The following is a 26,434-nucleotide window of genomic DNA, read 5'->3' as shown; positions in this document are numbered from 1 at the left end:
CATGACGGCGACCAAAGCTGAGGCCTTGCGCCGAGCGCCGGCGGACGGCAGAGCGGATCGGCGCCCCATCGTGACGCGGGGCGCCCTCCGGTTCCTCGGTACGAAGTTCGGTCGGATGCTGCTCGTGTTCATCGCGACCACGCTGCTGGTGTTCAGCCTGACATCGCTCGTGCCGGGGGACCCCGCACTGGCCCTCGCTGGTGATGATGCGGACCCAGCGACCGTTGCCCTCATTCGGGCCGAGCTCGGCCTCGATCGCCCGTGGATCGTCCAGTATCTCAGCTGGTTCGGCGGGCTCTTCGTCGGAGACTTGGGTACATCGTTCACCCTCCGAGCTCCGGTGGGTGCGCTCATTCTCGACCGGCTCCCCGCGACGATGTCGATCGCGCTGACGGCCATCGCCATCGCGGTGATCGCTGGCGTGCTCGTCGGGATGCTCGCCGCCGCCTATCGTGGGCGGATGGCGGACCGCGTAACCACTGTCCTGTCGACGCTGGGAATCGTGACTCCCAACTTCTGGGTCGGGATGATCCTCATCCTCCTATTCGCCTTCGCCATCCCGATCTTCCCCGCGGTGGGCTACACCGCATTCGAGGACGATCCGGTTGATTGGTTCGCCCACATCATCCTCCCGGCCATCGCTCTGGCCATGGCCGTGGGCGCAGAGTTGCAACGTCAGACTCGCAGCTCGATCTCCGATACGCTCACCCAGGACTACATTCGCACTGCCCGCTCGCAGGGTCTGTCGCGCTCCCGTGTGCTGTGGACCCGAGCGCTCAAAAATGGTTCGCTGCCGGTGGTCACCGTGATCGGCTACCAGATGGCGGGGCTGCTCGGCGGCTCGGTGGTGGTGGAAAAGGTCTTCAACATCCCAGGTCTGGGTACGCTCGCGATCAATTCGGTCGTCGCCAAGGACATCCCCGTCCTTCAGGGCATCGTGCTCGTAACCACAGTGATCGTGATTGTTGTCAACTTCCTCACCGATGTGCTTTACACCGTTCTGAACCCGAAGGTGCGCGTGTCATGACCTTCACGATCCAAATACCCACTGGTCGTCGCCCTAAGCGTGTCGGCTTCGCACAACGCTTCGCACACCAGAAGCTCGCCATCGCGGGTCTGGTAGCCCTTGTGCTCACGGTGCTTGTGGCTGTCTTCGCCGATCTGTTGAGCCCCTATGACCCAGACGCGACAGCGCTCACATCCGTCCTGCTCGCCCCCGGTGTCGACGGTCATGTACTTGGCACCGATGAACTTGGCCGAGACCTGATGAGCCGACTCATCTCAGGCGCGCAGGTCTCGCTCAGCGCCGCGCTGCAGGGCACCGTGCTTACCGTATCGATTGGGGTGACGCTCGGGCTCGCGGCAGGGTTCTTCCGCGGATGGGTGGAGCGAGTCATCATGTTCGTCACCGACGTATTGATGAGCTTCCCCGGCATCCTGCTCGCAATCGCGATCGCCGGAATCCTCGGACCCAGCCTCAGCAACGCGATGATCGCACTGGGCGTGGTGCTCGCCCCCGGAGCGATCCGTCTCATCCGTGGGTCGGTCCTCTCCGTTCGGGAGGAGACCTACGTAGAAGCGGCGCGCAGCATTGGCACGCCGTCCGTGCAGATCCTCGGCCGACATATCCTGCCGAACGTCATTCCGCCGCTCATCGTCTATATCGCCGTTTTGGCCGGGCAGGTCATGCTCATCGAAGCGGGCCTGAGTTTCATCGGCGTCGGCGTCCAACCGCCACAGGCTTCCTGGGGTGCAATGCTCTCTTCCTCATTCGCTTACATTGATCGCGCGCCGTGGCTTGCGGTCTTCCCCGGCCTGATGATCGCTCTCTGTGTCTTCTCCCTCAATCTCTTGGGCGATGGCATCCGCGACTCCATTGGAAAGAAGGTCGTTCGATGACTCTTGACCGCACGGAACCAATTCTCGAAGTCGCCGACCTCCGGACGGAGATCGAGATCGACGGGCGCTGGATTCCCGTAGTCGACGGCGTGACCTACTCGGTGCGCCCCGGTGAGACGCTGGGTCTCGTCGGCGAATCAGGCTCCGGCAAGAGTGTCTCCGCCATGACGATGATGGGGTTCGTCGGACGCCGACGAGGCCAGCGTGCGTCAGGGCGCGCGGCGTTCCGAGGGTCCGACCTCCTGACGATGCCAGAGAAACAGCTCGCCCGGCTTCGTGGCAACGGCATGGCGATGATCTTCCAGGAGCCGATGACGAGTCTGGACCCTTCGTTCAAGGTGGGAAACCAGATTGCCGAAGGGATTCGTCTGCACCAGGGTGTGACGCGTGCCGAGGCCAAGCGGCTCGCGATCGAAGCCATGGACAAGGTCCGGATCCCGAACGCGAAAGCGCGCGCCGAGAGCTACCCGCATGAGTTCTCGGGTGGCATGCGCCAGCGTGTGCTGATCGCGATGGCGATCGCCAACGACCCTGCCCTGCTGATCGCCGACGAACCGACCACGGCGCTCGATGTCAGCGTCCAAGCGCAGATCCTCTCGCTCCTGGCAGATATGCGCGACGAGCTCGGTCTGGCGATGATCTTCATCACGCACAACATGGGTGTCGTCGCCGACATCTGTGACCGGGTGGCCGTGATGTACGCAGGGCAGATCGTGGAGACGGGAGACGTGCGCGACACATTCGCCTCGCCGCAGCACCCGTACACTAGTCGGCTACTCGCATCGATGCCGCGACTCAGAGGCGCCCGCAAGCAGCTCGAGTGGATCCCCGGTACGCCGCCGCGGCCGGTTGAGTTCACCGCCGGCTGCCGATTCGCGCCACGATGCATGCATGCGCTCGAGGAGTGCCTGCAGCCGACGACGCTCATCGAGGTCGGAGACGACCGCGCCAACCGATGCACACGGGGCGTTCAATGGAAGGAAGATGTGACGTCATGAGCGATGCTGCGAACGCTGCGAACGTCCTCGAGGCCGAGAATCTCGTGGTCTCCTTTCCCGTGGTCCGCGGCGGCCACCGCACCACGGTGCGCGCGGTACGCGGAGTCGACCTCACGCTCGGCGCTGGCGAGACGCTGGGAATCGTGGGGGAGTCCGGGTCCGGCAAGTCGACTCTCGCGCGTGCCGTGATGCGACTGATCCGCTCTGAAGGGCGGATTGTCCTGCTCGGGTCAGATGTCACGGACCTGAGCGAGAGGCATTTCCGCTCGCATCGCCGCAAGGTGCAGATGGTGTTCCAGGATCCGTACTCGTCTCTGAATCCCTCGCTCACCGTCGGCCAGAGCGTCGCGGAACCGCTCAAGGTGCACGCGCGGCTATCCGCCAGGGAGCGTCGCGAGCGCGTCGCGGAGGTGCTGGATCTCGTCGGTCTGCGTCCCGAATTCGCGGACCGCTACCCTGACGAGTTCTCCGGAGGTCAGCGGCAGCGCATCGCGATCGCGAGGGCCATCGTGCTCGAGCCGGAGATCCTCATTTGCGATGAGGCGGTCAGCGCGCTCGATGTTTCGACGCAGAATCAGGTGCTCAGCCTACTCGAGAGCCTGCGTGAGCGACTCGGGCTGTCGTATCTCTTCATCTCCCACGACCTCGCCGTCGTCCGTCACATCTCCGATCGCGTCGCAGTGATGTACCTGGGCGAGGTCATGGAGGAGGGCCCGGTCGATCGGCTGTTCGACGGTCCTGCGCACCCCTACACCCAGGTGCTTCTCGAGGCGGTGCCTGAGCCGGATCCGGAGCTGCAGCGGTCGACGGCTAAGCGCGTGCTCGACGGCGACGTCCCCGACCCGACGAATCCCCCACCCGGATGCTCGTTCAGCAGCCGATGCCCGTACGCGATGGAGATCTGCCACGTGGAGCCGGCGCCGGTCATCGAGGTCATCGGAGGCGGGATCTCACGGTGCCACCTCCACACCACCGGCCCGGCCCTCGCGGGCGCGCCGCTGAGAGCACTCCCGATCATCGGCGTTACCCAGGGCGGGGCATCGGTATGACGCAGAAGTGGCAGGGCGTGCGCAGCGTCAAGCGGCTCGATTCGGTGCGGGAGGCCACCGCGTTGAACAAGGCCCACAGCGAGCTCATGTGGTCCGACATCGCGAACGGCAGCCCCTTCGTCTTCGGTTACGGCCCCATGGAGCTGTTCAATGCGATGGGGATCCACCTCGTGTTGCCCGTCCAATACGGCTCGGTCCTCGCGGCTAAACAGATGTACGGTCAATTCCAGCGTGCGATCGAACGGCGGGGGTACTTCCCCTCTCTCTCCAACTACGAGAGCCTGCCGCTGGGTTACTGCTTCGATCCCGACCCCCGCGCGCCGTACGGCGGGCTGCCCACACCGGCGGCCATCTTCGGTGGATACATGCAGGAGCCGGGCATCTATGAGCTGTACGGCCGCGAATTCGGCGTGCCCGTGCTCCTGACCGACGACCCCTATCGGCAGCTCGGCATCCCCGACGGCTGGTGGGACGGTCCCGAATGGCGCGATCCGCGAATCCTCGACTTCGCGACGAACGAGGTGCGCGCGGCGGTGCGGCTGCTCGAGCAGGTCACCGGCATACCGTACCGGGAGACCGATCTGCGCGAGCTGATGCATCGCGCAAACGAGATGGCCGAGTACTACGAGCGCATCGTGCAGCTGGGGTGGGGGAGCGGCGGCCCCGCGCTCTTCACAGCGACGGATGCCTACTCCGAGGTGGCCATCTTCGAGACCCACTTCGGCCACGAGTGGGCGCTCGAGCACGTCAAGCGCGTCCACGCAGAGGTCGAGCAGCGCGCCGCCGACGGAGCCTTCGCGGTGCCGGAGGAGAAGACCCGTCTGCTCTGGGGTGGGACGCCGCTGTGGTTCAACCTCGGCTTCCTCAACGCCTGGGAGGAGAGTCACGACACCGTGTTCATCGAGACGATGTACTTGCCCCGGGCGAAGCGCCTCATCCAGGACCCGAGCGAGGATGCGCTACGCTCGGCGTTCCTGCGCCGCCACATGAAGTACACCGGCAGCAGCCCGAAGGCCGCCGCGTCGCTGATCGTGGCGCAGTGCCGGGAGTTCGGGATCGACGGCGTCGTCCTTCCTGCCAGAGCGGCGACGCGCGACACCATCGCGTCGTCCCGATACATGGCGCTCGAGCTGCAGGTCGCGGGCATCGAGGTTCTACTGCTCGACTACGCGCCATTCGACAGCGAGGCCTGGGACGAGGAGTCGATGCGGGCGCAGGTCACCACCTTCATCGAGGGAATCCAGAGCAGCACGGGCAGTTCCTAGATCTGAACGGATCGACGGGTGGTGCACGTCGTCACGCCCGCCAGTCGTCACGCGGAAGACGCAGACGGCCCTGCAATATGTGTAACACAATTCGTTCGATCGAGTGGTAAGATATTAAACATGATGGTGAATGAGGAGGTTCGCATGGATCGCGATACGGCGTTCAGCGTGTTCCATCACGTCGTGGAGGCGCGTTGGGATGCGGCCGCGATCACCGAGCTGACCGGCGGGGTCGATGAGCCCATCGCCGGATTCCTCGACACCGGCTTCCCGGAGGAGATCGCGATCGCGGCGGGCTACCGCCCGATGCTCCTGACCGGCGACCTCGCCGTCGCACCCGCCACCGTCGACGCCCATCTCGACGTGTCGGCGCCCACCCGCATCCGCTACCTGTACGAAGCGCTCGCCACCGGTCGCCACGATGCCGTCGAGGTGCTCTGCGTCACCGGCGGTGACCGCTGGATCGGCGAGACCGCAGGCTTCTTCGAGGCCTATCGCTCGGTCTTCGGCGCGCCTGACATCGCGCACACCCTGTATCTCGAACGCGCACGCGGGAGCTTCGCCGAGCACCGCGAATACAATCGCGCCGGAATGGTGCTCCTCGCCGAGCAGCTTTCTGCGATCGGCCCGCGTGCCGTCACCGCCGACAGTCTGCAGAATGCCATCCGACTCGTCAATCGGACGCGCGAACTGCTCCGTCGGGTCGAGGCGATCCGCGCATCCGACAACTCCACCATCACCGGCGTCGACGCTGCGGCCATCGCACTCGCCGCCATGCTCATGCCGAAGCAGCGCTTCAACGGGCTCCTCGAGGAGACGCTCGACGCGCTGGACGAGCGGGAGCCGGTGGGTGGCTTGGCCGGCGCGCCGCGTGTCTTCCTCAGCGGCAGCTCCGTCGACCAACTCGGCTTTGTCCGCCTGATCGAGGATCTCGGAGCCGTCGTCGTCGGCGAGGACACCGAGTTCGGCATGCGCTACGCCCACACACCCGTGCGCGAGAACTCCGATCCCTTCGACGCACTGGCCGATCGCTGGACGTACAAATTCCCCGAGAGCTGGGCATTCGGTCGCGAGCGCCGCATCGCGCAGCGTGTCGAGATGGCGGCGGCGACACAGCCGGACGCCGTCATCGCGCTCCACCTCCGCGGCGACAGCGCCTACGGTTGGGACTTCCCGGACCAGGCCGAAGCACTGCGCGCTCGCGGCATCGCGGTGCTGGCACTGCCCGACACCGACTACGCGCTCGAAGAGACGGCGCACCTGCATGCTGTGATCGGAGACCTGCTCAGCGGTCTCGACCCGCGGCGCGACGACACGACAGAGGAGAAGCGATGACCGCGATGCTCGAAGGGGTCCGCGTACTGGACCTGACAGACGAGATGGGATTTGTCTGCGGAAAGATCCTTGCGGAGCTCGGTGCCGAAGTGATCAAGGTTGAACGCCCCGGCGGCGACCCTGCCCGGAAGCTGCCACCGTTCCGCGGCGACGAGCCCGGCATCGAGAACAGTCTCTACTGGCGGTCGTTCAACGCCGGCAAGCGCAGCATCGTGCTGGATCTGGACACCCCCGAAGGTGCAGACGCGTTCCGCGCACTCGCGCGGACGTCGCAGATCATCGTCGAGGGGTCCGACCCGCGTGCCCTCGAACGTCGCGGTCTTGCGGTGGCAGACCTCCGCGCCGAGAATCCCGCACTCATCGGCGCCTCCGTGACACCGTTCGGCCGCACCGGCCCGTACTCCGAGTACATCGCCTCCGAGCTGACAGTGATCGCGATGAGCGGAGTGCTCAACAACACGGGAGACCCCGATCTGCCGCCGGTCAAGGAAGCTCTCGACTCGGGCTACTTCCACGCCGGTGTGGCAGCGGCGCTTGGCGTGATGCTCGCGTACTTCGAGGCCGACACCTCGCACACGGGTCAGGACGTCGACGTCTCCGTGCAGGAGGTTGCCGCGAGCCGGATGACCTCGGCCATCGTGGCCTGGAGCGAGGGCGTCGCCCTCTCCCGTGAGGGGCACAAGTCCCAGCTTGGCCCCACGGCGACGGACTGGTTCTGGCCCTGCAAGGACGGGCACCTGTTCTGGCACATGCTCGGCGGCGCCTTCGGGGCGACCGCCAACAAGGCGCTCAGCGACTGGATCGGCGAATACCACCCGGTTCACGCGCTGCAGGAGATCGACGACTGGATGTCGTTCGACAAGGCGGGCATCACCCAGGAGGAATGGGGCCGCTTCGCCGACGTGATCGGTCCGTTTTTCCTCCGCTTCACCCGCGAGGAGGTCCGCCGGGAGTCGCTCGCACGGGGCCTGAATGCGACCGTGGCCAACGAGCCGGGCGACGTCCACGCCTGTGAGCACCTCCGTTCGCGGGAGTACTGGTCGCGTGTCGAGGACCCTGCGCTTGGTCGCATCGACATCCCGCGCTACTTCTTCAAAGCCAGTGTTTCCACGACCGGCATCACGACGCCGGCCCCCACGCTCGGCGCCGACACCGAAGAGATCCTCGCCGGCCTCGGCGGCGCACCGAGGGACACCGTCGCCGCAGCTCCGTGTGACGCTCCGACCACGCCAGCGCTCGCCGGGATCCGTGTCCTCGACTTCGGCTGGGCACTCGTCGGGTCGATCACGGGCAAGCTCCTCGGCGACCACGGGGCAGAGGTCATCCGAGTCGAATCCTCCAAGCGTCCCGACATGACGCGCGTCGACCGCCGCTTCTCCCGATCGACGCGCACCAGCTTCGACGACAAGCCCTGGTTCGCGCACTTCAACACCTCGAAGAAGAGCCTGTCGATCGACCTAAAGAACCCCAAGTCTCGTCGCGTCATCGAAGGACTGATCCGACAGGCCGACGTCATCAACGAGAACTTCACCCCCGGCACCCTCGCCGCCCTCGGTTACGGGTACGAAGACGTCAAGAAGATCAACCCCGATGTCATCTACATCAGCGGCAGCCTGTTCGGTCAGACCGGGCCGCTGGCGAACGAATGGGGCATCGACGGCACCGGCGCGGCGATCTCGGGGCGACTGCACCTGACGGGATGGCCCGATCGCACGCCGATCACCCCCAGCGCGGGCATCTACGGCGACTACATCGTGCCGCTGGTCAACGCGATCGGCGTGGTGGGGGCGCTCCTTCACCGACGTCGTACCGGCCAGGGCCAGTACCTCGAAGCGAGCATGTACGAGGTGACCGCACAACAGATCATGCCCGCGACCCTCGATTTCGAGGTGAACGGACGCGAGCAGAGTCGCACCGGCAACCGCGTGACGGATGCCGCGCCCCACGGTGTTTACCCCTGTGCGGGTGAGGATCGCTGGAGCGCGATCGCGGTGTTCGGCGACGAGGAATGGTCGCGCTTCGCCGCGGCCATCGGCGCACCCGCATGGACGACCGATCCTGCCTTCGCCACGCACGAGGACCGCAAGCACAACGAGGATCGCCTCGACGACCTCGTCGCGGAGTGGACGCGCGAGCGCGAGCCGCACGAGGTCATGACCTTGCTCCAGGCCGCCCGCGTCCGTGCGGGCGCCGTGCAAACTCCGCACGACTTCATCGATGCCGATCCTCAGCTCACCCACCGCGGGGTCCTCGCGGAGGTACCGCACTCCGTGCTCGGCGCTTTCCCGCACCAGGTGCCCCCGTTCCGTCTCTCACGCACGGTCGCCGAGGTCACCGCCGCGCCCATGATGGGCGAGCACAACGAGCAGATCGTCACCGGTGATCTCGGTTTCAGCGAGGTCGAGTTCATCGACCTGCTCTTGGAAGGAGCACTGCAGTGAGTATGGATTCAGGATCGGGTCGACTGTCCGGGCGAACGGCCATCGTCACAGGCGCCGGCACAGGCATCGGACGCGCGATCGCGGAGATGTACGCGCGAGAGGGGGCTCGAGTCGTCGTGACATGCCGCACCGTGGTCTCCGGTCAAGAGACCGTGGAGCTGATCCGCATCGCCGGCGGCCAGGCGCACTTCGTGCGCGCCGACGTCTCGAAGGAGGACGAGGTGCGCGATCTGGTCGCGGAGACGATCCGTGTCTTCGGTAGGGTCGACGTGCTCTGCAACAACCACGCCGTCTACGGGATCGAACCGCCCGAACTGACCGACCTCACCGAGGAGGTGTGGGACCGGACTATGGACGTGAACGCCAAGGGCGTCTTCTTCACCATGAAGCACGTTCTGCCCGTGATGCGCGAGCACGGCGGCGGATCGATCGTCAACATCTCGTCGATCGCCTCGCTGGTCAAATCCGCGCTACCCGTCTACGCCGCATCGAAGGCGGCGGTCAACGCGCTCACGAAGGCGGTCGCCGCGCAGGCCGCAGAGTACGGCGTGCGGGCGAACATCATCACCCCCAGCACGATCGAGACCGACCGGCGCACCGAGTTGGCGCACATCTCGGAGTACAAGAACGACTTCATCGCGACGACGGCCGCCGAGCACGACGCACGGCCGATCGTCAGCAAGGTCCTGCCGGGATTCGGCGAGCCGGACGACATCGCCTATGCGGCGACGTTCCTGGCATCTGATGAGGCGTCCTACATTACTGGCACGGTGCTGCCGGTCGATGGCGGCACGACACGCACGCGGACGGACTGACCATGGCGCGGGAAGAAGGAGCACAGACAATGAGCAGCGGCAGGATCGCAGGCAAGAGCGCCATCGTCACCGGAGCCGGCAGCGGGATCGGACGGGGCATCGCCCGGCGGTTCGCGGCGGAAGGCGCATCGGTCACGGTCGCCGACCTGGCGTTCGAGGCGGCCCAGGAGACGGTCTCGCAGATCATCGAGCGCGGCGGCAGAGCCATCGCCCTGCGGGTGAACGTCACCGACGCGGATGATGTCGCGGCGATGACGCAGGCCACCGTCGACTCCTTCGGCGGGATCGACATCCTCGTCAACAACGCCGGCATCTCGTTCGGGGACACGCTCAGGCTGCACGAACTCGAGCAGGACGCCTGGCAGCGCCTCCTCGACGTCAACCTCACCGGTGTGTTCCTGTGCTGCAAGCACACGCTGCCGGCGCTCATGGAGCGCGGCGGCGGCGGATCGATCGTGAACATTGCCTCGGCCGCCGCGATCGGCATGGCGCCCCGCGCCGGGTACGCCGCGTCGAAGGGTGGGGTGGTCGCTCTCACGCGCAGCCTGGCCTTCCAGTACGGCGAGTACGGTATCCGCGTCAACGCGATCTGCCCCGGTCCCGTCGAGACCCCCATGAGCAACGCCGTGCGCGCCTCCGGGATGTACGACGACGACGGCATCGTCGATCTGTCGATCAAGCGCCGCGGCACGCCCGATGACATCGCGAGCGCGGCGCTGTACTTCGCGTCGGATGAAGCGCGGTACGTGACATCCGACATCCTCCCCGTCGATGGCGGTTCCCTTCGCCTGCGAGCAGAAAAATTCCGCGGCCGCTGAGCCTCGGAGAAAGGAAGAGAATATGACTACTTGGACTGCAGGAACCCGTGTGTTCAGCGCCGCGTCCAGCGTGGAGGCGATCATCGTCACCGGTGCGGATGTCGAGCTCGCGTGCGCAGGTGCGCCTATGCTGACCGAACGCCCCGAGGGTGTGGAAGGGAACGGCGATGGTGCAGAACTCGCCGTCGGAAAGCGGTTCGAGGATGCGCAGACCAGCCTCGTCGTGATGGTCACACGCCCCGGCGCCGGTCCGCTCACCGCCGATGGCCGTGAGCTGGGCCAGCGCGCCGCGACACCACTGCCCTCCTCGGATTGACATGAGCATCTCCGTTCTGCTCAGCACCATCGCCGAGATCGCGCCGGACCGAACCGCGATCGTCGATGGACAGGGAGCGCTGTCGTATGCAGAGGTGCAGCGGGGTGCGCAGTCCCTGGCGGCCCGTGCAGCCCACGACGGCGTAGAGGCGATCGCGTTCATCGGGACAAACTCGGCGGCGGTGCCGCTGCTCCTGTTCGCCTCCGCCTCCGCCGGTATCCCGTTCGCGCCGCTGAACTATCGGCTCGCCGACGAGCAGCTGCGCCGCCAGGTCGAGCGCCTCGGGCGGGTACTCATCGTCACAGACGACGCAGGCGCACGTCGCGTCGGGGGTGTGGGCGACGCGATTCTTCTCGATATCGCTCAGGCGCGGACGCCTGCTGTCGTCGAATCCGCCTCCTCTGATGGCGGGAACATCGCGGTGTGGCTGTTCACCAGCGGCACCACCGGTGAGCCGAAGATCGTGGAGCTGAGCCACGAGAATTTGACGTCTTACATCCTCGGCACCGTGGAGATGCTCTCCGCACCCGAGGAAGACGCCGCGCTGGTCAGTGTGCCCCCGTACCATGTCGCGGGGATCGCCGCCGTGCTCTCGTCGGTGTTCGCCGCGCGGAAGATGGTCTACCTCGACTCGTTCGACGCGGAGGGATGGATCGCCGCCGTGAGCGACCAGAAGGTGACCTCGGCGATGGTCGTGCCGACCATGCTACAGCGGATCCTGGACGAGCTCGTCTCGACCGGTGAGACGCTGCCGTCGCTGCGCGCACTGTCCTATGGCGGCGGACGGATGCCCGTGGAGCTGATCAGCGCCACTCTCGCGCACCTGCCGCACGTGGGGTTCACCAACGCCTACGGTCTGACCGAGACGAGTTCGACGATTGCGCTACTCGGACCGGACGACCACCGTGAGGCACTGGCGTCTTCGGACTTGTCGGTGCGTGCGCGCCTCGGCTCCGTCGGTCGGCCGATCCCGTCGATCGAGCTGCAGATCCGCGGAGATGACGGTGCGATCGTGCCACCGGGCGACGAAGGTGACATCTGGGTGCGAGGTCCGCAGATCGCGGGTGCGTACCGCGGGATGGATTCACACCTGGTCAACGGTTGGTTCGCGACGAAGGACCGAGGCAGGCTGGACGTGGGTGGCTACCTCTTCCTCAGCGGACGTGCGGACGATGTGATCATACGTGGAGGCGAGAACATCTCGCCCGGTGAGATCGAGGATGTTCTCCGGGAGCATCCGACGGTAGTGGATGCCGCCGTTGTGGCGATGCCGGATGACCAGTGGGGCGAGGTGCCTGTGGCGGTGCTGGTGATATTGCCCGGGGCGACGGTGGACCCGGATGAACTCCGAACGCTGGTTCGATCGCGTCTGCGGTCTTCACGGGTGCCGGCGAACATCGTTGTGTGGGGCGAGCTGCCCCATAACGAGATGGGCAAGCTCCTGCGCAAGGACATCCGCGCGCAGCTGGTCGAGCGCGCGTCGTGACACCGGAGGCGTCGTCCGAAACCTGGTCCAACTGGAGCGGGTCTCGGACTGTCTCCGTCTCGCGGCAGGAGCGCCCGGCCAATGAGACCGGCATCGCGCAAACGGTCAGGCAGGCCGTGGCCGAAGGGCGACAGGTGCGCGCGGTCGGGCCGGGCTTCTCCTGGGCAGACACCGTCGGCGAGGAGGCGGTGGTCATCCACACCGATCGCCTGCAGGGTGTGCGCAGCATCGACCTCGACGCCGGCATCGTCTCGGCGGCCGGGGGAACGAGACTGCTCGACCTGTGCGCGGATCTATGGGATCGAGGTCTCGAACTTCCGACTCTCGGTGGGTTCTCTGGGCAGAGCATCGCCGGTGCCCTGGCAACCGCGACGCACGGCTCGGGCGCGACGCAAGCGGCACTGTCTGCATACGCGCGCGCCTTTCGAATCGTGGATGCCCACGGTGAGATCATCTCCGTCACCGGCGACGACAACGCCGTGCTTCGCGCTGCGCAGGTGAATCTGGGCATGCTTGGCGTCGTGACCGAGGTTGACATGAGCGTGCATGCGGCGACTTGGATGACGGTGCGTGACTCCTGGTATGCCGAGTTCTCGTCTGGCTGGCTCACCCAGCAGGACGGAGTCCGACGCGCGGTGCGGTGGCACCCACGAGGTGACGGTGCTCCTGAAGGACGCCGATTCCACTTGAAGGAGTGGGCGCCGGCGCGGCCGGGCGCCGAGGGTGCACTACCGAGCTACGTGGCGCTCGCTTCCGCAGGTGCGACGGCGCCTGCGGCCTTCACCGTTACGGAGCATGCAGCGGCGGTGGATCGGGCAGGCGACCTCGTGCGCGAGATTGACGATGCACTCCGGCGGGCACCAGAGGTCGAGATCGCGATGCCTGTCGCGCTGCGGGTCGTGTCGTCGGATGCGGCGTACCTGTCGCCGTACGCCGGGCGAACGTCGGTCACGGTGTCCGCTGCGGCTCCGAGCGGCGAGCGATTCCCCACGTTGTTCGCGATGCTCGAAGAGATCTTGGTAGTCTATGGCGCGCGACCGCACTGGGCGAAGGAGCATTGTCGCTCGGTCGAGTACCTGAGCGCTCAGTACCCGGATTTCACGAAATTCGAAGGCGTACGCTGCGGTTTCGATCCGATGGGGAGGTTCCTCACACCGAGTCAGAGAGTGTTGACGGCGCACGTCGGCGGGTCACGAAGAGGAGAGAGCATATGACGACGGTTCTGGACGATTCGGAGAGCGATGCCGCCACCGTGGGTGGCCGTGCGGAGGGAAGGCTAGCTCGACGCATTACCGCACGCGACATCATGGCGACCTTCTTCGCATATTACTGGCGCAATGACGCTGCCATCGAGGTCCCGGGCACCTTTCTGGTCTCGGTACTCGCGGATTTCGACGTCGCGGCACCGAACGCGCGTGCCACGCTCCGCCGTCTTGAGCGCGACGATCTCCTCGAGACACGAAAGGCCGGCAGGAATCTCTTCTTCCGCGCCGCTCCTCCTACGCGAAGCCGCGCAGAGCCGGGTGTGCGACGAATACTGAACTTCGGCCTCACCGACGATTGGTCTGGGGTGTGGACAGTCGTAGCATTCTCCGTGCCGGAGCAGCAGAGTCGGATTCGCATGGCACTGCGCGACTCGCTGAGATTGGAGGGCTTCGCACCGTTCTACGACGGCGTGTGGATCGCGCCTGGAGACCTGCGGGAGGTCGCCGTCACGAAGGCCGACGTTCGCGGGGTCGAACAGCTCAGTGCGCATCTCGTCGAGGATTCGTCTTTCATGGTGCGCGGCCGTCAGCCGATCGAATCGTGGGACCTCGAAGGCATCAATGCGGCGTATGCGATCGTCCTAGACGAGGCTGAAGAGCTCGCGGCGCAGTTCGCCGCTGGCGATCTCTCTCCCGCGGCAGCACTGGTGAAACGAACGCTGCTGCTCACTCGATACCGTCGTTTGGTGCCGCTAGATCCAGGCCTGCCGCTCTCGCTCATGCCGGAAGGCTGGCTGCGGCGGGAAGCACGAGACTCCGTCGCCCGCGTGTTCGACGCGCTCGGTCCGCTGGCAGTGTTCCGCTTCGAGCAACTGCTGGACGGAATCGACGAGGTCTGGGCCGAACGCGTGCGGGAAGCCGCGCTGCGCACTCTCGACGAGCTTGCGGCAATGTCACCGGGCGACCAGGACCTGCTGACGCGTTGATCGCCCGCTGAGCGGCCTCAGTGAGGCGCGACCACGAGCATGCCCTGGAAGCGCTGGGCCTGCGACGACTGGACGCGCATCCCGGTCGGCGCCACCCAGTGCGAGCCGAGGACGAGTACATCGCGATCGGCGACCTGCGCGAGCAAGCTACGCCGCGAACGCTCTGCCTGCGCCGGATCGGTGTCGATCGAGCAGCCCCACTCTGGGAAGCTGATGTGGCTGGGGTGGATGAGGAGATCACCCGTGATCCACGCCTCTGCGCCGTTGGATCGGACGCGGACACACAGGTGCCCTGGAGTGTGTCCGGGGAACGGCACGACCTCCACGCCATCGTTGATCTCCTGCGCGCCGCGAGTAGTGGTCATCACGCCATGCGCGCGTAGCGGCAGCAGTGAATCCTCGATGGCCCGCATCTGCGCATCCTCGTCGTTGGCGGGGCTCCGTTTGCCCTCGGTCCAATACGCGAGCTCGACATGATCCATCACATACCGGGCCTGCGGGAACGCCGGAACCCAAGCGTCGCCTTCGAGCACGGTGTTCCACCCGATGTGATCGAGGTGCCCGTGGGAGTTGATGACGGTGGTGACGTCGCGCCTGCTGTAACCTGCCAGCGCGAATGAGTCCAGGTACGTCGTGCGAAGCATATGTGCGTTGACGCGACCGGGGCGCATCTTCCGATCGCCATAGCCGGTATCGACGACGATCACCTCGTCGCCGATCTCGATCACGAAGGAGTGAAAGCTCTGCACCGCGTCCCCGTCTGCGGTGACGGCGGCGCGGGGCATCCAGCCGAGCTCGGGGGCATCCGGGTCACCGTCCGGCAGGAAGGTGGCGAACGCAAGCTCGACGTACTTCTCGGGGATACGCGTGATCCGTGCCTCTCCGACCTGCCAGCGCAACGGGAACTCCGCAGGGCCTGGAAGCGGTGTACGCGCAGAATCTATCATCTTTTTTCCTTCCGATCAGAAAATTAAACAAGCGTCACGTTCAAACTGCCCGTGCTGTCGGAGAGTATCCGCTCTCTTTTTAGCAGAGATATAGAAATAAACACATCAATCGCACTCCGATCGGATGCAATGCTAGTGTCTGTTATCACGGTAATGCAGACACAAAGGAGTGGAATGAAGAACCGGAAACTAGCGCGATCGATATCCGCGATCGCCGGGGTGACGCTTGCGCTCGCGGGGTGCGCAGGAACATCTTCCGCGGAGAGTGCGGACGACGTCACGATCGACACGGGGGCGACGATCTCGATCGGAGTGCGCTTCTTGCACAATTCCTGGGATCCGTCCAAGATGCCCGGGGCCACGATCGTCCCAATCTACGACATGGTCTATGACACCCTCGTGCGTGTGAGAGCTGACCTGACGCTGGAGCCGGGGCTCGCCGTGGGTTGGGCAACGCCTGATGCGGGTTCGACATGGGAGTTCGAGCTCCGCGACGACGTCGTCTTCAGTGACGGGTCGACCTTCGATGCGCAGGACGTCAGCGACACTCTCGAGTACTACGCGGGTGACGCTTCGAATTCGAAGGCCGACCTCGCGGCGCTGGCCGGCATCGAGGTGATCGACGACACGCACCTTCGCGTGACGCTCTCGGCGCCGCAGGTCGGATTCCCCGAGACGCTCTCGTCTCGCGCTGGGCTGATGCTGAGCTCCGACGTGGTCGCGTCCGGTGACTACGAGCTTCCGATCGGAACCGGCAAGTTCACCGTCGATCGAGACGCGCCGGGAGTGCAGCTCGACCTCATTCGGAATCCCGATCATTGGAACGCGGAGAGCGTTCAGCTCGCCGGCGTCTCGCTGCGCTGGATCGAGGATCCGACCGCGATGGCGAACGCCGTCCGATCCGGAGAGATCGACATGGCGCTGATCGAGCCGGCGTTCGCCGACTCGATCAGCGCCGCAGGCATCCCTTCCTATGAGATTGACGGCTCGGAGTTTGTCGGCATCGGACTCAACCCCGATCTCGCCCCCGAACTCGCTGATCCGCGCGTGCGCGCCGCGATGTCCATGGCAATCGATCGCGCGGGCCTCGTCGATGGCATCTTCTTCGGCCATGCTGCAGCTGCCAATCAATTCATCGCGCCCGGACGCTTCGGGTTCGATGAGTCCCTTGCGGAGATCCCGTATGACCTCACCCGGGCGCGCGCACTCATGGCGGAGGCGGGGTACGCCGATGGATTCAGGTACACATTCGCGGGGCAGGCGAACAACAAGCAACTCACGGAGGCGCTCCAGGCGTCCTGGGCGGAGATAGGCATCGATGTCGATCTCGCGTTCCCTCAGGGTGCTAGCATCGCGGAGGTTACGTGGGTGAAGCCCACCATCCCCATCGCCACCCAGAACCTCGTCCCCACCCTGGATCCGACGCCGTTTCTCTGGCGGCACCTGAGCGCCGAGTCGGTGCGGAACCCCGGATCCATCACGGTCGATGGCCTGGATGAGCTCATCCGCGCGAGCGAGGGGATTGTGGACCCCAACGAGCGCGCGCGGGCTTTCGCGGACATTGCGCGCCTGACGCAGGAGACGGTGCCCGCCTACATCCCCGTGCTGTGGCGAAACTACACCGTCGCATACAGCGACGATCTGGTGGGCATGCAGGAGTGGAAGGCCGGGTTCCCGATTATCGACGGGGTGGCCGTGAAAAAGTAGGCGAAAGGCGAGGAAGCGGCGTGGGTCATGACCCACGCCGCTTCCTCGTGTCCTGCACGACTCAGACTGCGGAGCGGCCGCCATCCACCAGGATGACCTGACCGCGAAGGTGGCGGGCGCGATCGGACAGCAGGAATGCCATCCAGTCACCGATCTCCTCCGGCTGCGCGCGGCGTCCGGCGGGGGCGCGCATCGGGGCCGTGACCATCGTGCCGGACCCGACGGCGGCCGAGCCGAATCCTGTCTGCACCGATCCCGGGCAGATGCAGTTCGCGCGAACACCGTGCGCCGAGAAGCGCGCGGTGAGGTGGCGGACGAACTGCGTGACGGCGGCCTTCGATGCGCCGTAGGCGGGGGTGGAGGTGGGGTGACCCGAACGAAAAGCGCCGAACGAGCCTGTCGTCGCGATGGCGCCGCCACCGGCCTCGATCATTGGGTTGAGGAAGCGTTGAGCGGCGAGGAATTGCGACTCGAGATTAATCGCAAACACTAGGCGCCAATCATCGACGCTCATGGAGCGGACATCGCCTTCACCGCCGATGCCTGCGTTCAAGCACAGGCGCGTCGCCGGACCCCGCCACTGCTCGGCGAGCGACGCGATGCGATCGACGCCGTCGACAGTGGATGCGTCGCCGGGTGCGGCGAGTGCGACACCACCGTTGGCGATGATCTCCCGCGTCACCGTGTCTGCGCGCTCCTCCGAGAGGTCTGCGACGACGACAGCCGCGCCTTCCCGGCCGAGGCGCAGTGCTGTCGCGCGTCCGATTCCGCTGCCACCACCGGTGACGACGGCCACCGTTCCGTCAAGTCCGAGATCCATGATCTTCTCCTCTTCGAGTTTCAATATGCATTATATCAACATATGATCGGGGCTATATTGATTTATTTTGCTCCGGGGTGCGTCGAAGTCGTCGCACGTTCGTGCGCATATTCAGAGGCAAGGGGCAGATATGGATCTCAAACTGGCTGGCAAGACGGCGCTCGTCACGGACGCGACTTCGGCTATCGGAACCGCGGTGGCAGAGCGACTCATCGTGGAAGGTGCCGCGGTGCTGCTCGTGGACGACGTAGCGGAGGCGGTAGCGGCTTTGGCGGCGAAGCATTCCGGTGCCGGAGGCAAGGTCGCTTCCGCGGTTTCGGAAGGGGCTGTCCTTCCCGCTGTTGTCTTCGACTGGTGCGAAGGATTCGACGTCGCATGGCTTGGCGGGCTCGCCGGTATGTCGTCGGTCTCGGATGTCGTGCGCCTGGTAGATCTGATCGCCGATCATATGGCCGACCGCCGGGGTGGCAGCATCGTGCTGCAGTCGACGACCGCGGCCGCGGTGGATGTTCCCGGCGCGAGTGCCCCGTACTCAGCGATGGCGGCAGCTGTCACCCAGATCGCTCGACAGGTTGGGGTGCGACGAGCCGAGCAAGGCATACGTGCGAATTCGGTCTGTGCTGGAGGGATCCTCAATCCCATGACCGGATCGGTCATCGACGCACCCGCCGTGCCGCTGGCCCCCGCAGCTCCCGCATCCGACGTTGCGGACGCAGTGGTGTTCCTGATGTCGCCTCTCGCGTCGTACACGACAGGGCAGGCGATCGTGATCGACGGCGGCGCTTCGATCATCTGAGCGGGCCTCTGCCGCCGCGCGGTGTCCACCGCCGGGTGCTCACGCGAACGACATGGACGCCTCCGTAAGTGCAGCGGCGGTTTCGCTTGGAAGCGGCGCCAGCTCGTCAAGGATTTGCGACAGCTGCTGAGGTGTTCGCGCGCCGACCACAGGCGCCGTCACGCCCTCGCGTCCGGTCATCCACGCGGTAGCCACGGCTGCCGGTGAGCGGCCCACCTGGCGTGCGATGTCACGGAGGATTTCGACAAACGTAAACGCCTCATCCTTGGTGAACACCGCGGTCATCTTGGCTCTCGCGCTGGCGGTGACCTCGTCCTGTGAGGAGAACTTCCCGGTGAGCAGACCGGATGCGAGGACGAAGTACGCAAACCCGGCGAGGGAGAATTCGGCGATTATCGGCAGATAGTCGCGTTCGAAGCTTCGCCGTGAGATGAGGTTGTATCGCTGCATAACTGCGACGGGGCGGCGTGCCCCGATGCGGTCGGCGAGTTCGATCCATTCACGCATCCGCTCAGGCGTGTAGGTTGACAGGCCGACGCCTCGGATGAGGCCCTCGCTGACGAGTGCATCGAACGCCGTCACTGTCTCCTCGAGAGGCACGGTCGGGTCGTCCTTGTGGGCGTAAAAGACGTCGAGATGGTCGGTGTTCAGCCGTCCCAGTGACCCTTCCGCGCCGCGCCGAATCGCATCCGCGGAGAGGAGGCCGCGCCCGCTTCCGCCGCCGACTTTTGAGGCGATGAGCGTCCGCTCCCGGACGCCTGGACGGGAGGACAGCCAGGCGCCAATCACTCCTTCCGAGGTGCGGAGCACCTCGTCGCTGGATCCGGGCGCCGTGTAGACGTCGGCGGTGTCGAGCAGGATCGGTGAGGTGCTGCGGTTGAGCAGCTCATCGAGCACTGCGGCGGACTCGTCTGTCGATGCCGTCCAGCCGAAGGCGTTCGTACCCAGGGCGATGCGGGGCTCGAGGGAGCGGAGCTGTCGGGAGATGTCGGCCACGGGATCCTCCAGAATCGGTCGGTTCGTCTCCACTCTAGATGTAACGTTGAAGTATTCGCACGTGTGCCAGAATACTGAATATAAAGCTTCTGTACGGCGCGGCCGTCGATCCGAAAGCCTCGTGCCTTATGCGGAACCGAAGACGTCCCGACCGTCTCGAAACGTGGCGAGCACGTCGACCCTGGACAGATCGCGGCGGGCATCAGTCCAGGTGCCGTCGATGATGCAGAGGTCCGCCGGGTCTCCGGGGCCCAGGTCCAGGCGCGGTGCTGTCCCGTTCCACCCTCCGCGACGGAACAGCGTGAAGGCATCCTCCGGGCTGATTGCCTCGTCCTCGCCGAGGATGACCCCCGACGCGGTACGACGGTCCACTGCAGCCTGCATCGCCGTCCAGGGGTCATCCGTGGAGAAAGGCAGATCCGTTCCGCCGAGCAGTGTTAGCCCGGCGTCTGCCCAGGATCGCACCCGCAGGTAGTTCGCGACATCAGACGCCACGCCATGGCGGCGGAGACGGTCGCCGTGGGTGCGCAGGAATCCCGGATGCACACCGATTGCGGGCGCGTCGGCGTGGCGCGCCGCCCACAGCAGCGTGACCTCGGCGGCGGCGACGAAGGCATGCTCGATGCGGTCGCGGGCCTGCAGCACGTCAGCCGCGGCGAGCAGCATCGCCATGGTGTCGGCTGTGACGCAGTGCAGCGCGACGGCGGCCGGCCGGGCGGCAGCCACCGCCGCGGTGATCGTCTCGGGCAGCGGCACCTCGTGGTCTGCGAGCACGATCTTGACGCCGTCGGCTGCGGCGTGTGCGCGTGCGGGATCAGAGTTTGCACCGAAGACCGTCAGCGCCAGGTCCGAGCCCACCAGGCTGCGAAGGGTCTCTGCATCGATATGCGACAGCGTCGGAGTCATGTCGTCGGTGCTCACGACGCCGCGGGAGTGCAGCCGCGCGATCACCGATGATAGTGCCTCGGCTGAGGTCGTCGTAGATGTGGCCAAGGTGGCATCCTGGTCCCAGAATCGCCCGTCGGCGGGAACTTCCACCGTAGATTCGAGGGCCCGGCACGCGGCGCTGCTGAGCACCCAGAGGTGCCCTCCGCGGTGCTGCACGCGCACCGGGATGCGGGCGCCGAGCAGCTCGTCCAGAAAGCTTCGGTCGAGGGGACCGACGACTGTGTCGTCGTACCCCACCACCCGCAGCGGCTCGCCCCGCGTCGCGGCGGCACGCAGCATCGCGGTGAAATCCTCGCGACTGCGGCAGCCGCTCGCGTCGATCGACCTCCGTCGCGCGGCCGCCGCGTACAGGTGCACGTGATGATCGTGCAGCGCCGGAAGAAGAGTGCGGCGGGGTGGCGGCGCAGAGGAGGGCGACACGGCGACGATGACGCCGTCGGCGATGTGCACGTCGATCGCGGATCCGCGCCAGTCGAGGCCGCTGATCATGCGCGGATGGGTCACCATCGTGCCGCTCATGAGATCGCCGAGACGGATGCCGTCCATGCCGCGACCTGTGACAGCGCCATGTCCACGCGGCCCGCGCGGCCGTTCGCCGCCATGCCGAACGCGGCGACCGCCGCGATGATCCCTGTCAATGGGTCGGCAATGGCATCTCCGAGGAACTCGGGGCGGCTGCCACCCGTGTCGGAGGGGTACCAGGCGACGAGCCCGCCCTCCACCGCGCAGTCATCGCCGAAGCCCACGCGGTCGATGCCCGATCCGGTGCCGTGCGCGGTGATGGCCAGATGCAGCGCGTCGGGTCGCGCCGCAGGGAAACGGGCGAGCGCATGCGGTCGCATCGAGGTGATTACGATATCCGCCTCGCCGATTATCTGCGCGAGGTGCGTGCGATCGGCAAAATCGAGCTCCCGTGTCTCCTTTGCGGAGTGCAGGCGGCTCTCGAAGGCGGCGTCTGTCGGTTCCACTGTCGCCGGTGCGGTCACATCGACGAGCCGAATTACGTGTGCACCGCTCTCCGCCAGCAGTGCACCGGCCAGCGGTCCCGCCCACAGCCGAGACAGGTCGACGACGACGCGGTCGCGCCACTGGCGCCCGCTCCGCGCGGCCGAGGCGTCCACCGCGAACGGCGACGCCGTGGCCGTGGCCGTGGCCGTGGCCGACGGCAGGATGCCGACCGCCAGCCCCAGCAGCCGGGCCCGCGCGAGGACGTCGCCTGTACGCTTCTGCGCGCACCACTCCAGCAGGCCGTCACCGGCGGGCTCTACGGCTCCGCCGGTGAGGGCGGGGAGGCTCTCGCGGTCGTCATCGCGCGCGAGGTTGAGGGCGAGCCATCCGTCGGAGCAGCGGTGCAGCCGCGTCGCACCCCGCAGCGATCGCCCCGATGCCGGGATGTGGGTGTCCTGCGACAGCCGCTCGCGTTCGGCGAGCAGGCCACCATCAATTCCCGGCCGATCCGCACCGGCGCGCTCAGCGAGCATGTCGGCCAGTGAGCCCAAGCGCTCGATCACGGCGCTGACATCGGCCGACGGCCGTGCGCCGGAGATTGTCAAGGTGCGTGTGAAGTCCGGAGCCGAGGTATGAGTCCGGGGTGAGAGGACACCCGGAAACGGATCGTCGAGCGCTCCGCGCAAGCTGTCCGCGACGAGGTCAGCGGACTCGATCATCGTGCGATCTCGTCGATCAGGCCCCAGGCCAGCGCTCGTTCGGCATCGAGGACCCGGCCGGTGAGCATGAGCACCAGCGCGCGGTTCGCCCCGATGCGGCGCGGTACGCTCACCGTGCCACCCGAACCCGGAAGAAGGCCCATCCGCACCTCGGGCAAACGAAAGCGGGCATCCGGTCGGGCGATGATTCGGTCGGCGAAGGCGCTCAGTTCCAAACCCGCGCCGATGACGGCACCGTGCACGTGCGCATCGAGGCGAGCGCCCAGGTGCGCCACGGTGGCTGCGAGTCCCTGGCGCAGGCGCACGCGATGGGTCTCGGTGACGTCGGTGGGGGCGGAGAACTCCTCGAGGTCGCCGCCGGCGCAGAAGTGCGGACCGACGCCGCGCAGTATGATTCGGCTTTCGTCGTACCGCAGCCCAGTCAGCGCTTCGACGAGCTCATGCCGTGCACGGGTGTCGAGCGCGTTGGCGTGTAGGGGGCGGTCGAGCCAGATGGTGACGGCCTCGACATCGGCCTCGATCCGAATGCGAGGGCTCGGATCGCCCGCGGGTTCGGGCGCCCGACGCCGTGACAGCCACGTCTGGTATTCCTGTCCTGCCTGCAGGGCGGAGTAGGAGATCGACTCCATCGCCAGCGCGTCATCGATCGGAAGGGCCGCGGTGGCCCGGACGAGCTGGGTGAGGACGACGGATGCCACCGGGTTGCGGTTCACGGCGGTGACGAGTGCATCCGCGGAGGACGCGGGAACCGCGAGATCTGCGGTCTCGCTCTGGCGCGGGGGGATCTCCTCGGCGACGCGTTCGTACGTGATCGCTGGCAGCGTGCGGATCGCGAGGACTGCGGCAGGGTCGGCGTTCGTGACATCGAGGATCGCAGGCACGACCTGGGCGGCGTCAAAGTGCCCCGCCGCCAGGAGCGCGAGTCGTTCATCGACCGTGAGGGCCGGCTCGTTCATGCTCGCCAGCTTACAAGGTGCACGGTAGGCGAGCGTTGGTTCCGAGTGTGCTCACGCCCCGGAAGTCAATACAATTCTGGAGCGTACGACATGTTCTGGTAGCGTGCATGTGCTCGCGGGTTCGGCATCGCCGTTCGCCACCCAGGTCGCGTGAACGAGAGCGCCGGTGGGGCACCGGCCAGCGTGGAGCTCGTCGATGGGCCACGTGCCGGGCACGACATCATGTTGGAGCGCCCGCCCCTGATTGCGAACCTGATCGCCGCAGATCTCAGCGCGTCAGGCGCCGCCCGATGATCTCTTTCATAATCTCCGTGGTGCCGCCGAAGATCGTAGCGACGCGGGAGTCCATGTAGTCGTGCGCCACGGCGTATTCGCGCATGTAGCCGTAGCCGCCGTGCAGCTGCAGGGCGCGCTGGATGACCCGCTGGTGCAGTTCTGTTGCCCACCACTTCGCCATCGCCGCAGTCACCTCGTCCAACTCGTGGCCGGATGCGTCGAGGATACACCGATCGATGAACGTCTGCGTCACCTCGATCTCGGTGGCAAGCTCAGCCAGGTAGAAGCGGTTGGCCTGAAAGTCCGCGATGCGCTCGCCGAAGGCCTTGCGCTCGGTCGCGTAGATCAGCGCCTGGTCGAACGTCGCCCGCATCCGCGCCATGGATGTCACGGCGATGCTGAGACGTTCGACCGCGAGGTTCCGCCGCATGTGGGTGAAGCCCTCGCCCGCCGTGCCGAGGATGTTCGTGCGCGGAACGCGCACGTCGGCGAAAGACAGCTCGGCGGTGTCCTGCGCGGACAGGCCGATCTTCTTCAGCGGTCCGTTGCGAGTGAATCCCGGAGTATCAGCATCCATGATGAGCAACGTGATGCCCTTGCGGCCGGCTGCGGGATCGGTGCTGACGGCGACGATGAAGAAGTCCGCGAGCAACCCGTTCGATATGAAGGTCTTGGATCCATTGACGATGAGGTCGTCACCATCCGCGATCGCTGTCGTCGTGATGGCTGCCAGGTCGGAGCCCGTGCCTGGCTCAGTCAAAGCGATGGCGCCGACCAGGTCTCCGGAGATCATCGGAGCCAGCCAGCGGGCGTTCTGCTCGGGTAAGCCGAAGGTGATGAAGTAGGGCGCCACGAGGTCGTTTTCGCCGTCGATCGACATGGAGACGTCTGTCGCGCCGGCGCGGGCGAACTCCTCGATGATGATCGCGTTGTATCGGAAGTCTTCGACGCCGCCGCCACCGAACTCCTCGGGTGCGGTGATGCCGATCAGGCCGGTCTCGGCTGCCTTGCGGAAGAAGCTGCGGTCGACGCGACCTGCTTCACCCCACGCTTCGAGATTCGGGCTGACCTCGCGTTCGACGAAACGACGAACGACGTTTCGGAACTCGTCGTGCGACTCGTCGAAGATCGTGCGGGGAAGGGCGACGGATGTCATCATCTGCTCGATTCTGGAGGCGGGTTTGCTAAGGCTGCGAGACGAGTGTTCGGGCGTCGGCTCAATCGGATGGGAAGGCGAGCTGCCGGAGCACACGGCTGAGCGTCTCGCGTTCGGATGCGGTGAGGGGAGCCAGTAGCTCTTCCTCGGCCTGTCGTACTTCGACGCGGGCGCGGGCGTGTGTTGCTTTACCCTCGGGTGTCGCAACGAGGACATTCGATCGACGGTCGCGGGGGTCCGGCACGCGTTCGACGTATCTGCGCTCCTGGAGATCGTCGATGAGGCTGACCACCTGGCTGGGATCCAGCCGCAGCAGCTCGGCGATCTCCTTCTGACTGGGCCGGCCACCGTCGCAGGCGAGCGCCAGCACGCTGTACGAACGCACGCGGAGGCCGTGGCCGGCGAGCCGGGTGTTGGCGGTCGAAAGCGAGACGGCGTTCGCGCGGGCCATCAGGAAGCTGACGTCGCTCCCGATGCTGCCAGCGGCCAGCTGCTGCTGACGTGATGGGGTGTCGATGTCGGTGGTCACACGACCAGCATAGCGAATGAAGAAGTAGATAGTTGACTTTTCCTACTATTGTGTGGTCTTATCAATTTACGACCTTAAGGAGCACACCATGTCGCTGAACGGCAAAGTCGCCATTGTCACAGGTTCGGGCCGCGGCCTCGGCCTCGCCTACGCCCAGGAACTCGCGCGGCAGGGCGCATCCGTCGTGATCAACGACGTCGACGCGCAGACCGCCGCAGATGCGGTTGCCACCATCGAGGCCGACGGTGGCAAGGCAGTCGCCGTGGTCGCGCCGGTCGGTTCGACTGAGACGGCGAAGCAACTCGTACAGACTGCGGTCGACTCCTTCGGGGGACTCGACATCCTCGTCACCAACGCGGGAGTGCTCCGCGACACCGTGCTCTGGAAGATGAGCGACGAGGACTTCGACCTGGTGATCAACGTGCACCTCCGCGGCACCTTCACCTGCGTCCGCGAGGCAGCGACCTACATGCGCGAGAACGGTGTCGCTGGCCGCATCATCACGATCGGGTCCCCGACTGGTCAGCGTGGCAACTTCGGCCAGACCAACTATGGCGCTGCCAAGGCCGGCATTGTCGGGATGGTCCGAACCTGGGCGCTTGAGCTCAAGAAGGCAGGCATTACCGCCAACGCAGTCATTCCGGTTGCTGCGACCGCGATGACCGCCACCGTGCCGTACTTCGCCGCTGCGGTCGAGGCCGATGCGAAGGGCGAGCCAATGCCGGAGTTCTTCCGCAGGGAGATCGGCTTCGGCAACGCATCCGACGTGTCCGGCCTCATTGCATTCCTCGCGTCCGACGAAGCAGCCGCGATCACCGGTCAGGCGATCGGCGTCGGCGGCGACCGTCTGCAGGTCTGGAGCCACCCGGAGCCCGCCGTCACCGAGTACCGCGACGGCGGATGGACCTTCGACGCGCTCGTCGAGCAGTCTGCTCTCCTCACGGGCAACGTGCAGTCGGTCGGCGAGAAGTTCCCGGCGCTTCCTGCCGAGCTTCAGCCCGCTCAGGCGTGATCCGATGCCTG

General features: G+C 66.1%; 25 protein-coding genes. 17 read left to right on the top strand and 8 right to left on the bottom strand.

Annotated features, from left to right (window positions below; translation table 11 throughout):
* Position 1: 1 nt before the first annotated feature.
* The 13 genes from ACSU1L_RS07310 (at position 2) to ACSU1L_RS07250 (ending at position 14,613) form a co-directional block, all read left to right on the top strand.
* Positions 2-1,027: an ABC transporter permease gene (locus ACSU1L_RS07310; RefSeq protein WP_438253871.1), complete on the top strand. Its 1,026-nt coding sequence runs from the start codon at positions 2-4 to the stop codon at positions 1,025-1,027.
* A complete protein-coding gene (locus ACSU1L_RS07305; RefSeq protein WP_438253872.1) occupies positions 1,024-1,899 on the top strand; it encodes an ABC transporter permease in 876 nt (291 codons plus the stop codon). Before ACSU1L_RS07310 ends, ACSU1L_RS07305 begins: the two co-directional genes overlap by 4 nt.
* Positions 1,896-2,897 carry an ABC transporter ATP-binding protein gene (locus ACSU1L_RS07300; RefSeq protein WP_438253873.1) on the top strand — a complete coding sequence of 334 codons (1,002 nt, stop codon included), beginning with the start codon at positions 1,896-1,898 and terminating at the stop codon, positions 2,895-2,897. Before ACSU1L_RS07305 ends, ACSU1L_RS07300 begins: the two co-directional genes overlap by 4 nt.
* Positions 2,894-3,946, top strand: a complete 1,053-nt coding sequence (locus tag ACSU1L_RS07295; RefSeq protein ID WP_438253874.1) for an ABC transporter ATP-binding protein — start codon at positions 2,894-2,896, stop codon at positions 3,944-3,946. Before ACSU1L_RS07300 ends, ACSU1L_RS07295 begins: the two co-directional genes overlap by 4 nt.
* Positions 3,943-5,211, top strand: coding sequence for a 2-hydroxyacyl-CoA dehydratase (locus ACSU1L_RS07290; RefSeq protein ID WP_438253875.1), 1,269 nt, complete (start codon positions 3,943-3,945; stop codon positions 5,209-5,211). Before ACSU1L_RS07295 ends, ACSU1L_RS07290 begins: the two co-directional genes overlap by 4 nt.
* 144 nt (positions 5,212-5,355) lie before the next feature.
* Positions 5,356-6,546, top strand: a complete 1,191-nt coding sequence (locus ACSU1L_RS07285; RefSeq protein WP_439255253.1) for a 2-hydroxyacyl-CoA dehydratase subunit D — start codon at positions 5,356-5,358, stop codon at positions 6,544-6,546.
* A complete protein-coding gene (locus ACSU1L_RS07280) occupies positions 6,543-8,987 on the top strand; it encodes a CaiB/BaiF CoA transferase family protein (protein ID WP_438253877.1) in 2,445 nt (814 codons plus the stop codon). The genes ACSU1L_RS07285 and ACSU1L_RS07280 overlap by 4 nt, the downstream gene beginning before the upstream one ends.
* 2 nt (positions 8,988-8,989) lie before the next feature.
* Entirely contained in the window at positions 8,990-9,802 is an 813-nt protein-coding gene (locus ACSU1L_RS07275) for an SDR family NAD(P)-dependent oxidoreductase (protein ID WP_438254274.1), read from the top strand.
* A 29-nt stretch (positions 9,803-9,831) separates the two neighbouring features.
* Complete coding sequence (locus ACSU1L_RS07270; RefSeq protein ID WP_438253878.1) at positions 9,832-10,620, top strand: SDR family NAD(P)-dependent oxidoreductase; 789 nt, start codon at positions 9,832-9,834, stop codon at positions 10,618-10,620.
* Positions 10,621-10,642: 22 nt separating this feature from the next.
* The gene (locus ACSU1L_RS07265) at positions 10,643-10,936 is read left to right on the top strand and encodes a hypothetical protein (protein ID WP_438253879.1); all 294 of its coding nucleotides are present in this window, start codon (positions 10,643-10,645) and stop codon (positions 10,934-10,936) included.
* A gap of 1 nt (position 10,937) precedes the next feature.
* Positions 10,938-12,422 (top strand): class I adenylate-forming enzyme family protein, encoded by a 1,485-nt coding sequence (locus tag ACSU1L_RS07260; protein WP_438253880.1) that lies wholly within the window; start codon positions 10,938-10,940, stop codon positions 12,420-12,422.
* Positions 12,419-13,636 carry a D-arabinono-1,4-lactone oxidase gene (locus ACSU1L_RS07255; protein WP_438253881.1) on the top strand — a complete coding sequence of 406 codons (1,218 nt, stop codon included), beginning with the start codon at positions 12,419-12,421 and terminating at the stop codon, positions 13,634-13,636. Before ACSU1L_RS07260 ends, ACSU1L_RS07255 begins: the two co-directional genes overlap by 4 nt.
* Complete coding sequence (locus ACSU1L_RS07250) at positions 13,633-14,613, top strand: PaaX family transcriptional regulator (RefSeq protein WP_438253882.1); 981 nt, start codon at positions 13,633-13,635, stop codon at positions 14,611-14,613. The genes ACSU1L_RS07255 and ACSU1L_RS07250 overlap by 4 nt, the downstream gene beginning before the upstream one ends.
* 17 nt (positions 14,614-14,630) lie before the next feature.
* Here ACSU1L_RS07250 and ACSU1L_RS07245 read toward each other — a convergent pair whose 3' ends face one another.
* On the bottom strand, positions 14,631-15,560 hold the full coding sequence (locus ACSU1L_RS07245; RefSeq protein ID WP_439255252.1) for an MBL fold metallo-hydrolase: 930 nt from the start codon (positions 15,558-15,560) through the stop codon (positions 14,631-14,633).
* 174 nt (positions 15,561-15,734) lie between these two features.
* Here ACSU1L_RS07245 and ACSU1L_RS07240 point away from each other — a divergent pair, with 174 nt between their 5' ends.
* Positions 15,735-17,267: an ABC transporter substrate-binding protein gene (locus ACSU1L_RS07240; RefSeq protein WP_438253884.1), complete on the top strand. Its 1,533-nt coding sequence runs from the start codon at positions 15,735-15,737 to the stop codon at positions 17,265-17,267.
* Positions 17,268-17,328: 61 nt separating this feature from the next.
* Here the strand turns inward: ACSU1L_RS07240 and ACSU1L_RS07235 are convergent, their stop codons facing one another.
* Positions 17,329-18,087 carry an SDR family NAD(P)-dependent oxidoreductase gene (locus ACSU1L_RS07235; RefSeq protein WP_438253885.1) on the bottom strand — a complete coding sequence of 253 codons (759 nt, stop codon included), beginning with the start codon at positions 18,085-18,087 and terminating at the stop codon, positions 17,329-17,331.
* Positions 18,088-18,217: 130 nt separating this feature from the next.
* Between ACSU1L_RS07235 and ACSU1L_RS07230 the strand changes: the two genes are divergently transcribed.
* Positions 18,218-18,883, top strand: a complete 666-nt coding sequence (locus ACSU1L_RS07230) for an SDR family NAD(P)-dependent oxidoreductase (protein WP_438253886.1) — start codon at positions 18,218-18,220, stop codon at positions 18,881-18,883.
* 39 nt (positions 18,884-18,922) lie between these two features.
* Here the strand turns inward: ACSU1L_RS07230 and ACSU1L_RS07225 are convergent, their stop codons facing one another.
* From ACSU1L_RS07225 to ACSU1L_RS07210, 4 genes are all read right to left on the bottom strand, one after another.
* Positions 18,923-19,879: an aldo/keto reductase gene (locus ACSU1L_RS07225; protein WP_438253887.1), complete on the bottom strand. Its 957-nt coding sequence runs from the start codon at positions 19,877-19,879 to the stop codon at positions 18,923-18,925.
* A 126-nt stretch (positions 19,880-20,005) separates the two neighbouring features.
* Positions 20,006-21,373 carry an amidohydrolase family protein gene (locus ACSU1L_RS07220; protein WP_438253888.1) on the bottom strand — a complete coding sequence of 456 codons (1,368 nt, stop codon included), beginning with the start codon at positions 21,371-21,373 and terminating at the stop codon, positions 20,006-20,008.
* Positions 21,343-22,494 carry a CoA transferase gene (locus ACSU1L_RS07215; RefSeq protein WP_439255251.1) on the bottom strand — a complete coding sequence of 384 codons (1,152 nt, stop codon included), beginning with the start codon at positions 22,492-22,494 and terminating at the stop codon, positions 21,343-21,345. Before ACSU1L_RS07215 ends, ACSU1L_RS07220 begins: the two co-directional genes overlap by 31 nt.
* On the bottom strand, positions 22,491-23,450 hold the full coding sequence (locus tag ACSU1L_RS07210) for an enoyl-CoA hydratase/isomerase family protein (RefSeq protein WP_438253890.1): 960 nt from the start codon (positions 23,448-23,450) through the stop codon (positions 22,491-22,493). Before ACSU1L_RS07210 ends, ACSU1L_RS07215 begins: the two co-directional genes overlap by 4 nt.
* 150 nt (positions 23,451-23,600) lie before the next feature.
* Here ACSU1L_RS07210 and ACSU1L_RS07205 point away from each other — a divergent pair, with 150 nt between their 5' ends.
* The gene (locus ACSU1L_RS07205) at positions 23,601-23,744 is read left to right on the top strand and encodes a hypothetical protein (protein ID WP_438253891.1); all 144 of its coding nucleotides are present in this window, start codon (positions 23,601-23,603) and stop codon (positions 23,742-23,744) included.
* Here the strand turns inward: ACSU1L_RS07205 and ACSU1L_RS07200 are convergent.
* Positions 23,719-24,885, bottom strand: coding sequence for an acyl-CoA dehydrogenase family protein (locus ACSU1L_RS07200; protein ID WP_438253892.1), 1,167 nt, complete (start codon positions 24,883-24,885; stop codon positions 23,719-23,721). The genes ACSU1L_RS07205 and ACSU1L_RS07200 overlap by 26 nt on opposite strands.
* Positions 24,886-24,943: 58 nt before the next feature.
* Positions 24,944-25,411: a MarR family winged helix-turn-helix transcriptional regulator gene (locus ACSU1L_RS07195; protein WP_439255250.1), complete on the bottom strand. Its 468-nt coding sequence runs from the start codon at positions 25,409-25,411 to the stop codon at positions 24,944-24,946.
* Between the two features lie 88 nt (positions 25,412-25,499).
* On the opposite strand from ACSU1L_RS07195, the gene ACSU1L_RS07190 reads away from it, so the two are divergent.
* A complete protein-coding gene (locus ACSU1L_RS07190) occupies positions 25,500-26,423 on the top strand; it encodes an SDR family oxidoreductase (RefSeq protein WP_438253894.1) in 924 nt (307 codons plus the stop codon).
* Positions 26,424-26,434 lie beyond the last annotated feature (11 nt).

The organism is Microbacterium sp. A94 (assembly GCF_051842855.1).
Classification (GTDB): Bacteria; Actinomycetota; Actinomycetes; order Actinomycetales; family Microbacteriaceae; genus Microbacterium.
The sequence above is the reverse complement of the archived record's forward strand: the minus strand, read 5'-3'. Positions and strand labels throughout refer to the sequence as shown.

Coding starts and splice junctions, on each gene's coding strand:
- ACSU1L_RS07240 (WP_438253884.1), top strand. CDS start 15,735: ATGAAGAACCGGAAACTAGCGCGATCGATATCCGCGATCGCCGGGGTG.
- ACSU1L_RS07300 (WP_438253873.1), top strand. CDS start 1,896: ATGACTCTTGACCGCACGGAACCAATTCTCGAAGTCGCCGACCTCCGG.
- ACSU1L_RS07290 (WP_438253875.1), top strand. CDS start 3,943: ATGACGCAGAAGTGGCAGGGCGTGCGCAGCGTCAAGCGGCTCGATTCG.
- ACSU1L_RS07295 (WP_438253874.1), top strand. CDS start 2,894: ATGAGCGATGCTGCGAACGCTGCGAACGTCCTCGAGGCCGAGAATCTC.
- ACSU1L_RS07220 (WP_438253888.1), bottom strand. CDS start 21,373: ATGGACGGCATCCGTCTCGGCGATCTCATGAGCGGCACGATGGTGACC.
- ACSU1L_RS07310 (WP_438253871.1), top strand. CDS start 2: ATGACGGCGACCAAAGCTGAGGCCTTGCGCCGAGCGCCGGCGGACGGC.
- ACSU1L_RS07260 (WP_438253880.1), top strand. CDS start 10,938: ATGAGCATCTCCGTTCTGCTCAGCACCATCGCCGAGATCGCGCCGGAC.
- ACSU1L_RS07280 (WP_438253877.1), top strand. CDS start 6,543: ATGACCGCGATGCTCGAAGGGGTCCGCGTACTGGACCTGACAGACGAG.
- ACSU1L_RS07285 (WP_439255253.1), top strand. CDS start 5,356: ATGGATCGCGATACGGCGTTCAGCGTGTTCCATCACGTCGTGGAGGCG.
- ACSU1L_RS07230 (WP_438253886.1), top strand. CDS start 18,218: ATGGATCTCAAACTGGCTGGCAAGACGGCGCTCGTCACGGACGCGACT.
- ACSU1L_RS07235 (WP_438253885.1), bottom strand. CDS start 18,087: ATGGATCTCGGACTTGACGGAACGGTGGCCGTCGTCACCGGTGGTGGC.
- ACSU1L_RS07250 (WP_438253882.1), top strand. CDS start 13,633: ATGACGACGGTTCTGGACGATTCGGAGAGCGATGCCGCCACCGTGGGT.
- ACSU1L_RS07305 (WP_438253872.1), top strand. CDS start 1,024: ATGACCTTCACGATCCAAATACCCACTGGTCGTCGCCCTAAGCGTGTC.
- ACSU1L_RS07190 (WP_438253894.1), top strand. CDS start 25,500: ATGTCGCTGAACGGCAAAGTCGCCATTGTCACAGGTTCGGGCCGCGGC.
- ACSU1L_RS07275 (WP_438254274.1), top strand. CDS start 8,990: ATGGATTCAGGATCGGGTCGACTGTCCGGGCGAACGGCCATCGTCACA.
- ACSU1L_RS07265 (WP_438253879.1), top strand. CDS start 10,643: ATGACTACTTGGACTGCAGGAACCCGTGTGTTCAGCGCCGCGTCCAGC.
- ACSU1L_RS07200 (WP_438253892.1), bottom strand. CDS start 24,885: ATGATGACATCCGTCGCCCTTCCCCGCACGATCTTCGACGAGTCGCAC.
- ACSU1L_RS07210 (WP_438253890.1), bottom strand. CDS start 23,450: ATGAACGAGCCGGCCCTCACGGTCGATGAACGACTCGCGCTCCTGGCG.
- ACSU1L_RS07245 (WP_439255252.1), bottom strand. CDS start 15,560: ATGATAGATTCTGCGCGTACACCGCTTCCAGGCCCTGCGGAGTTCCCG.
- ACSU1L_RS07215 (WP_439255251.1), bottom strand. CDS start 22,494: ATGATCGAGTCCGCTGACCTCGTCGCGGACAGCTTGCGCGGAGCGCTC.
- ACSU1L_RS07270 (WP_438253878.1), top strand. CDS start 9,832: ATGAGCAGCGGCAGGATCGCAGGCAAGAGCGCCATCGTCACCGGAGCC.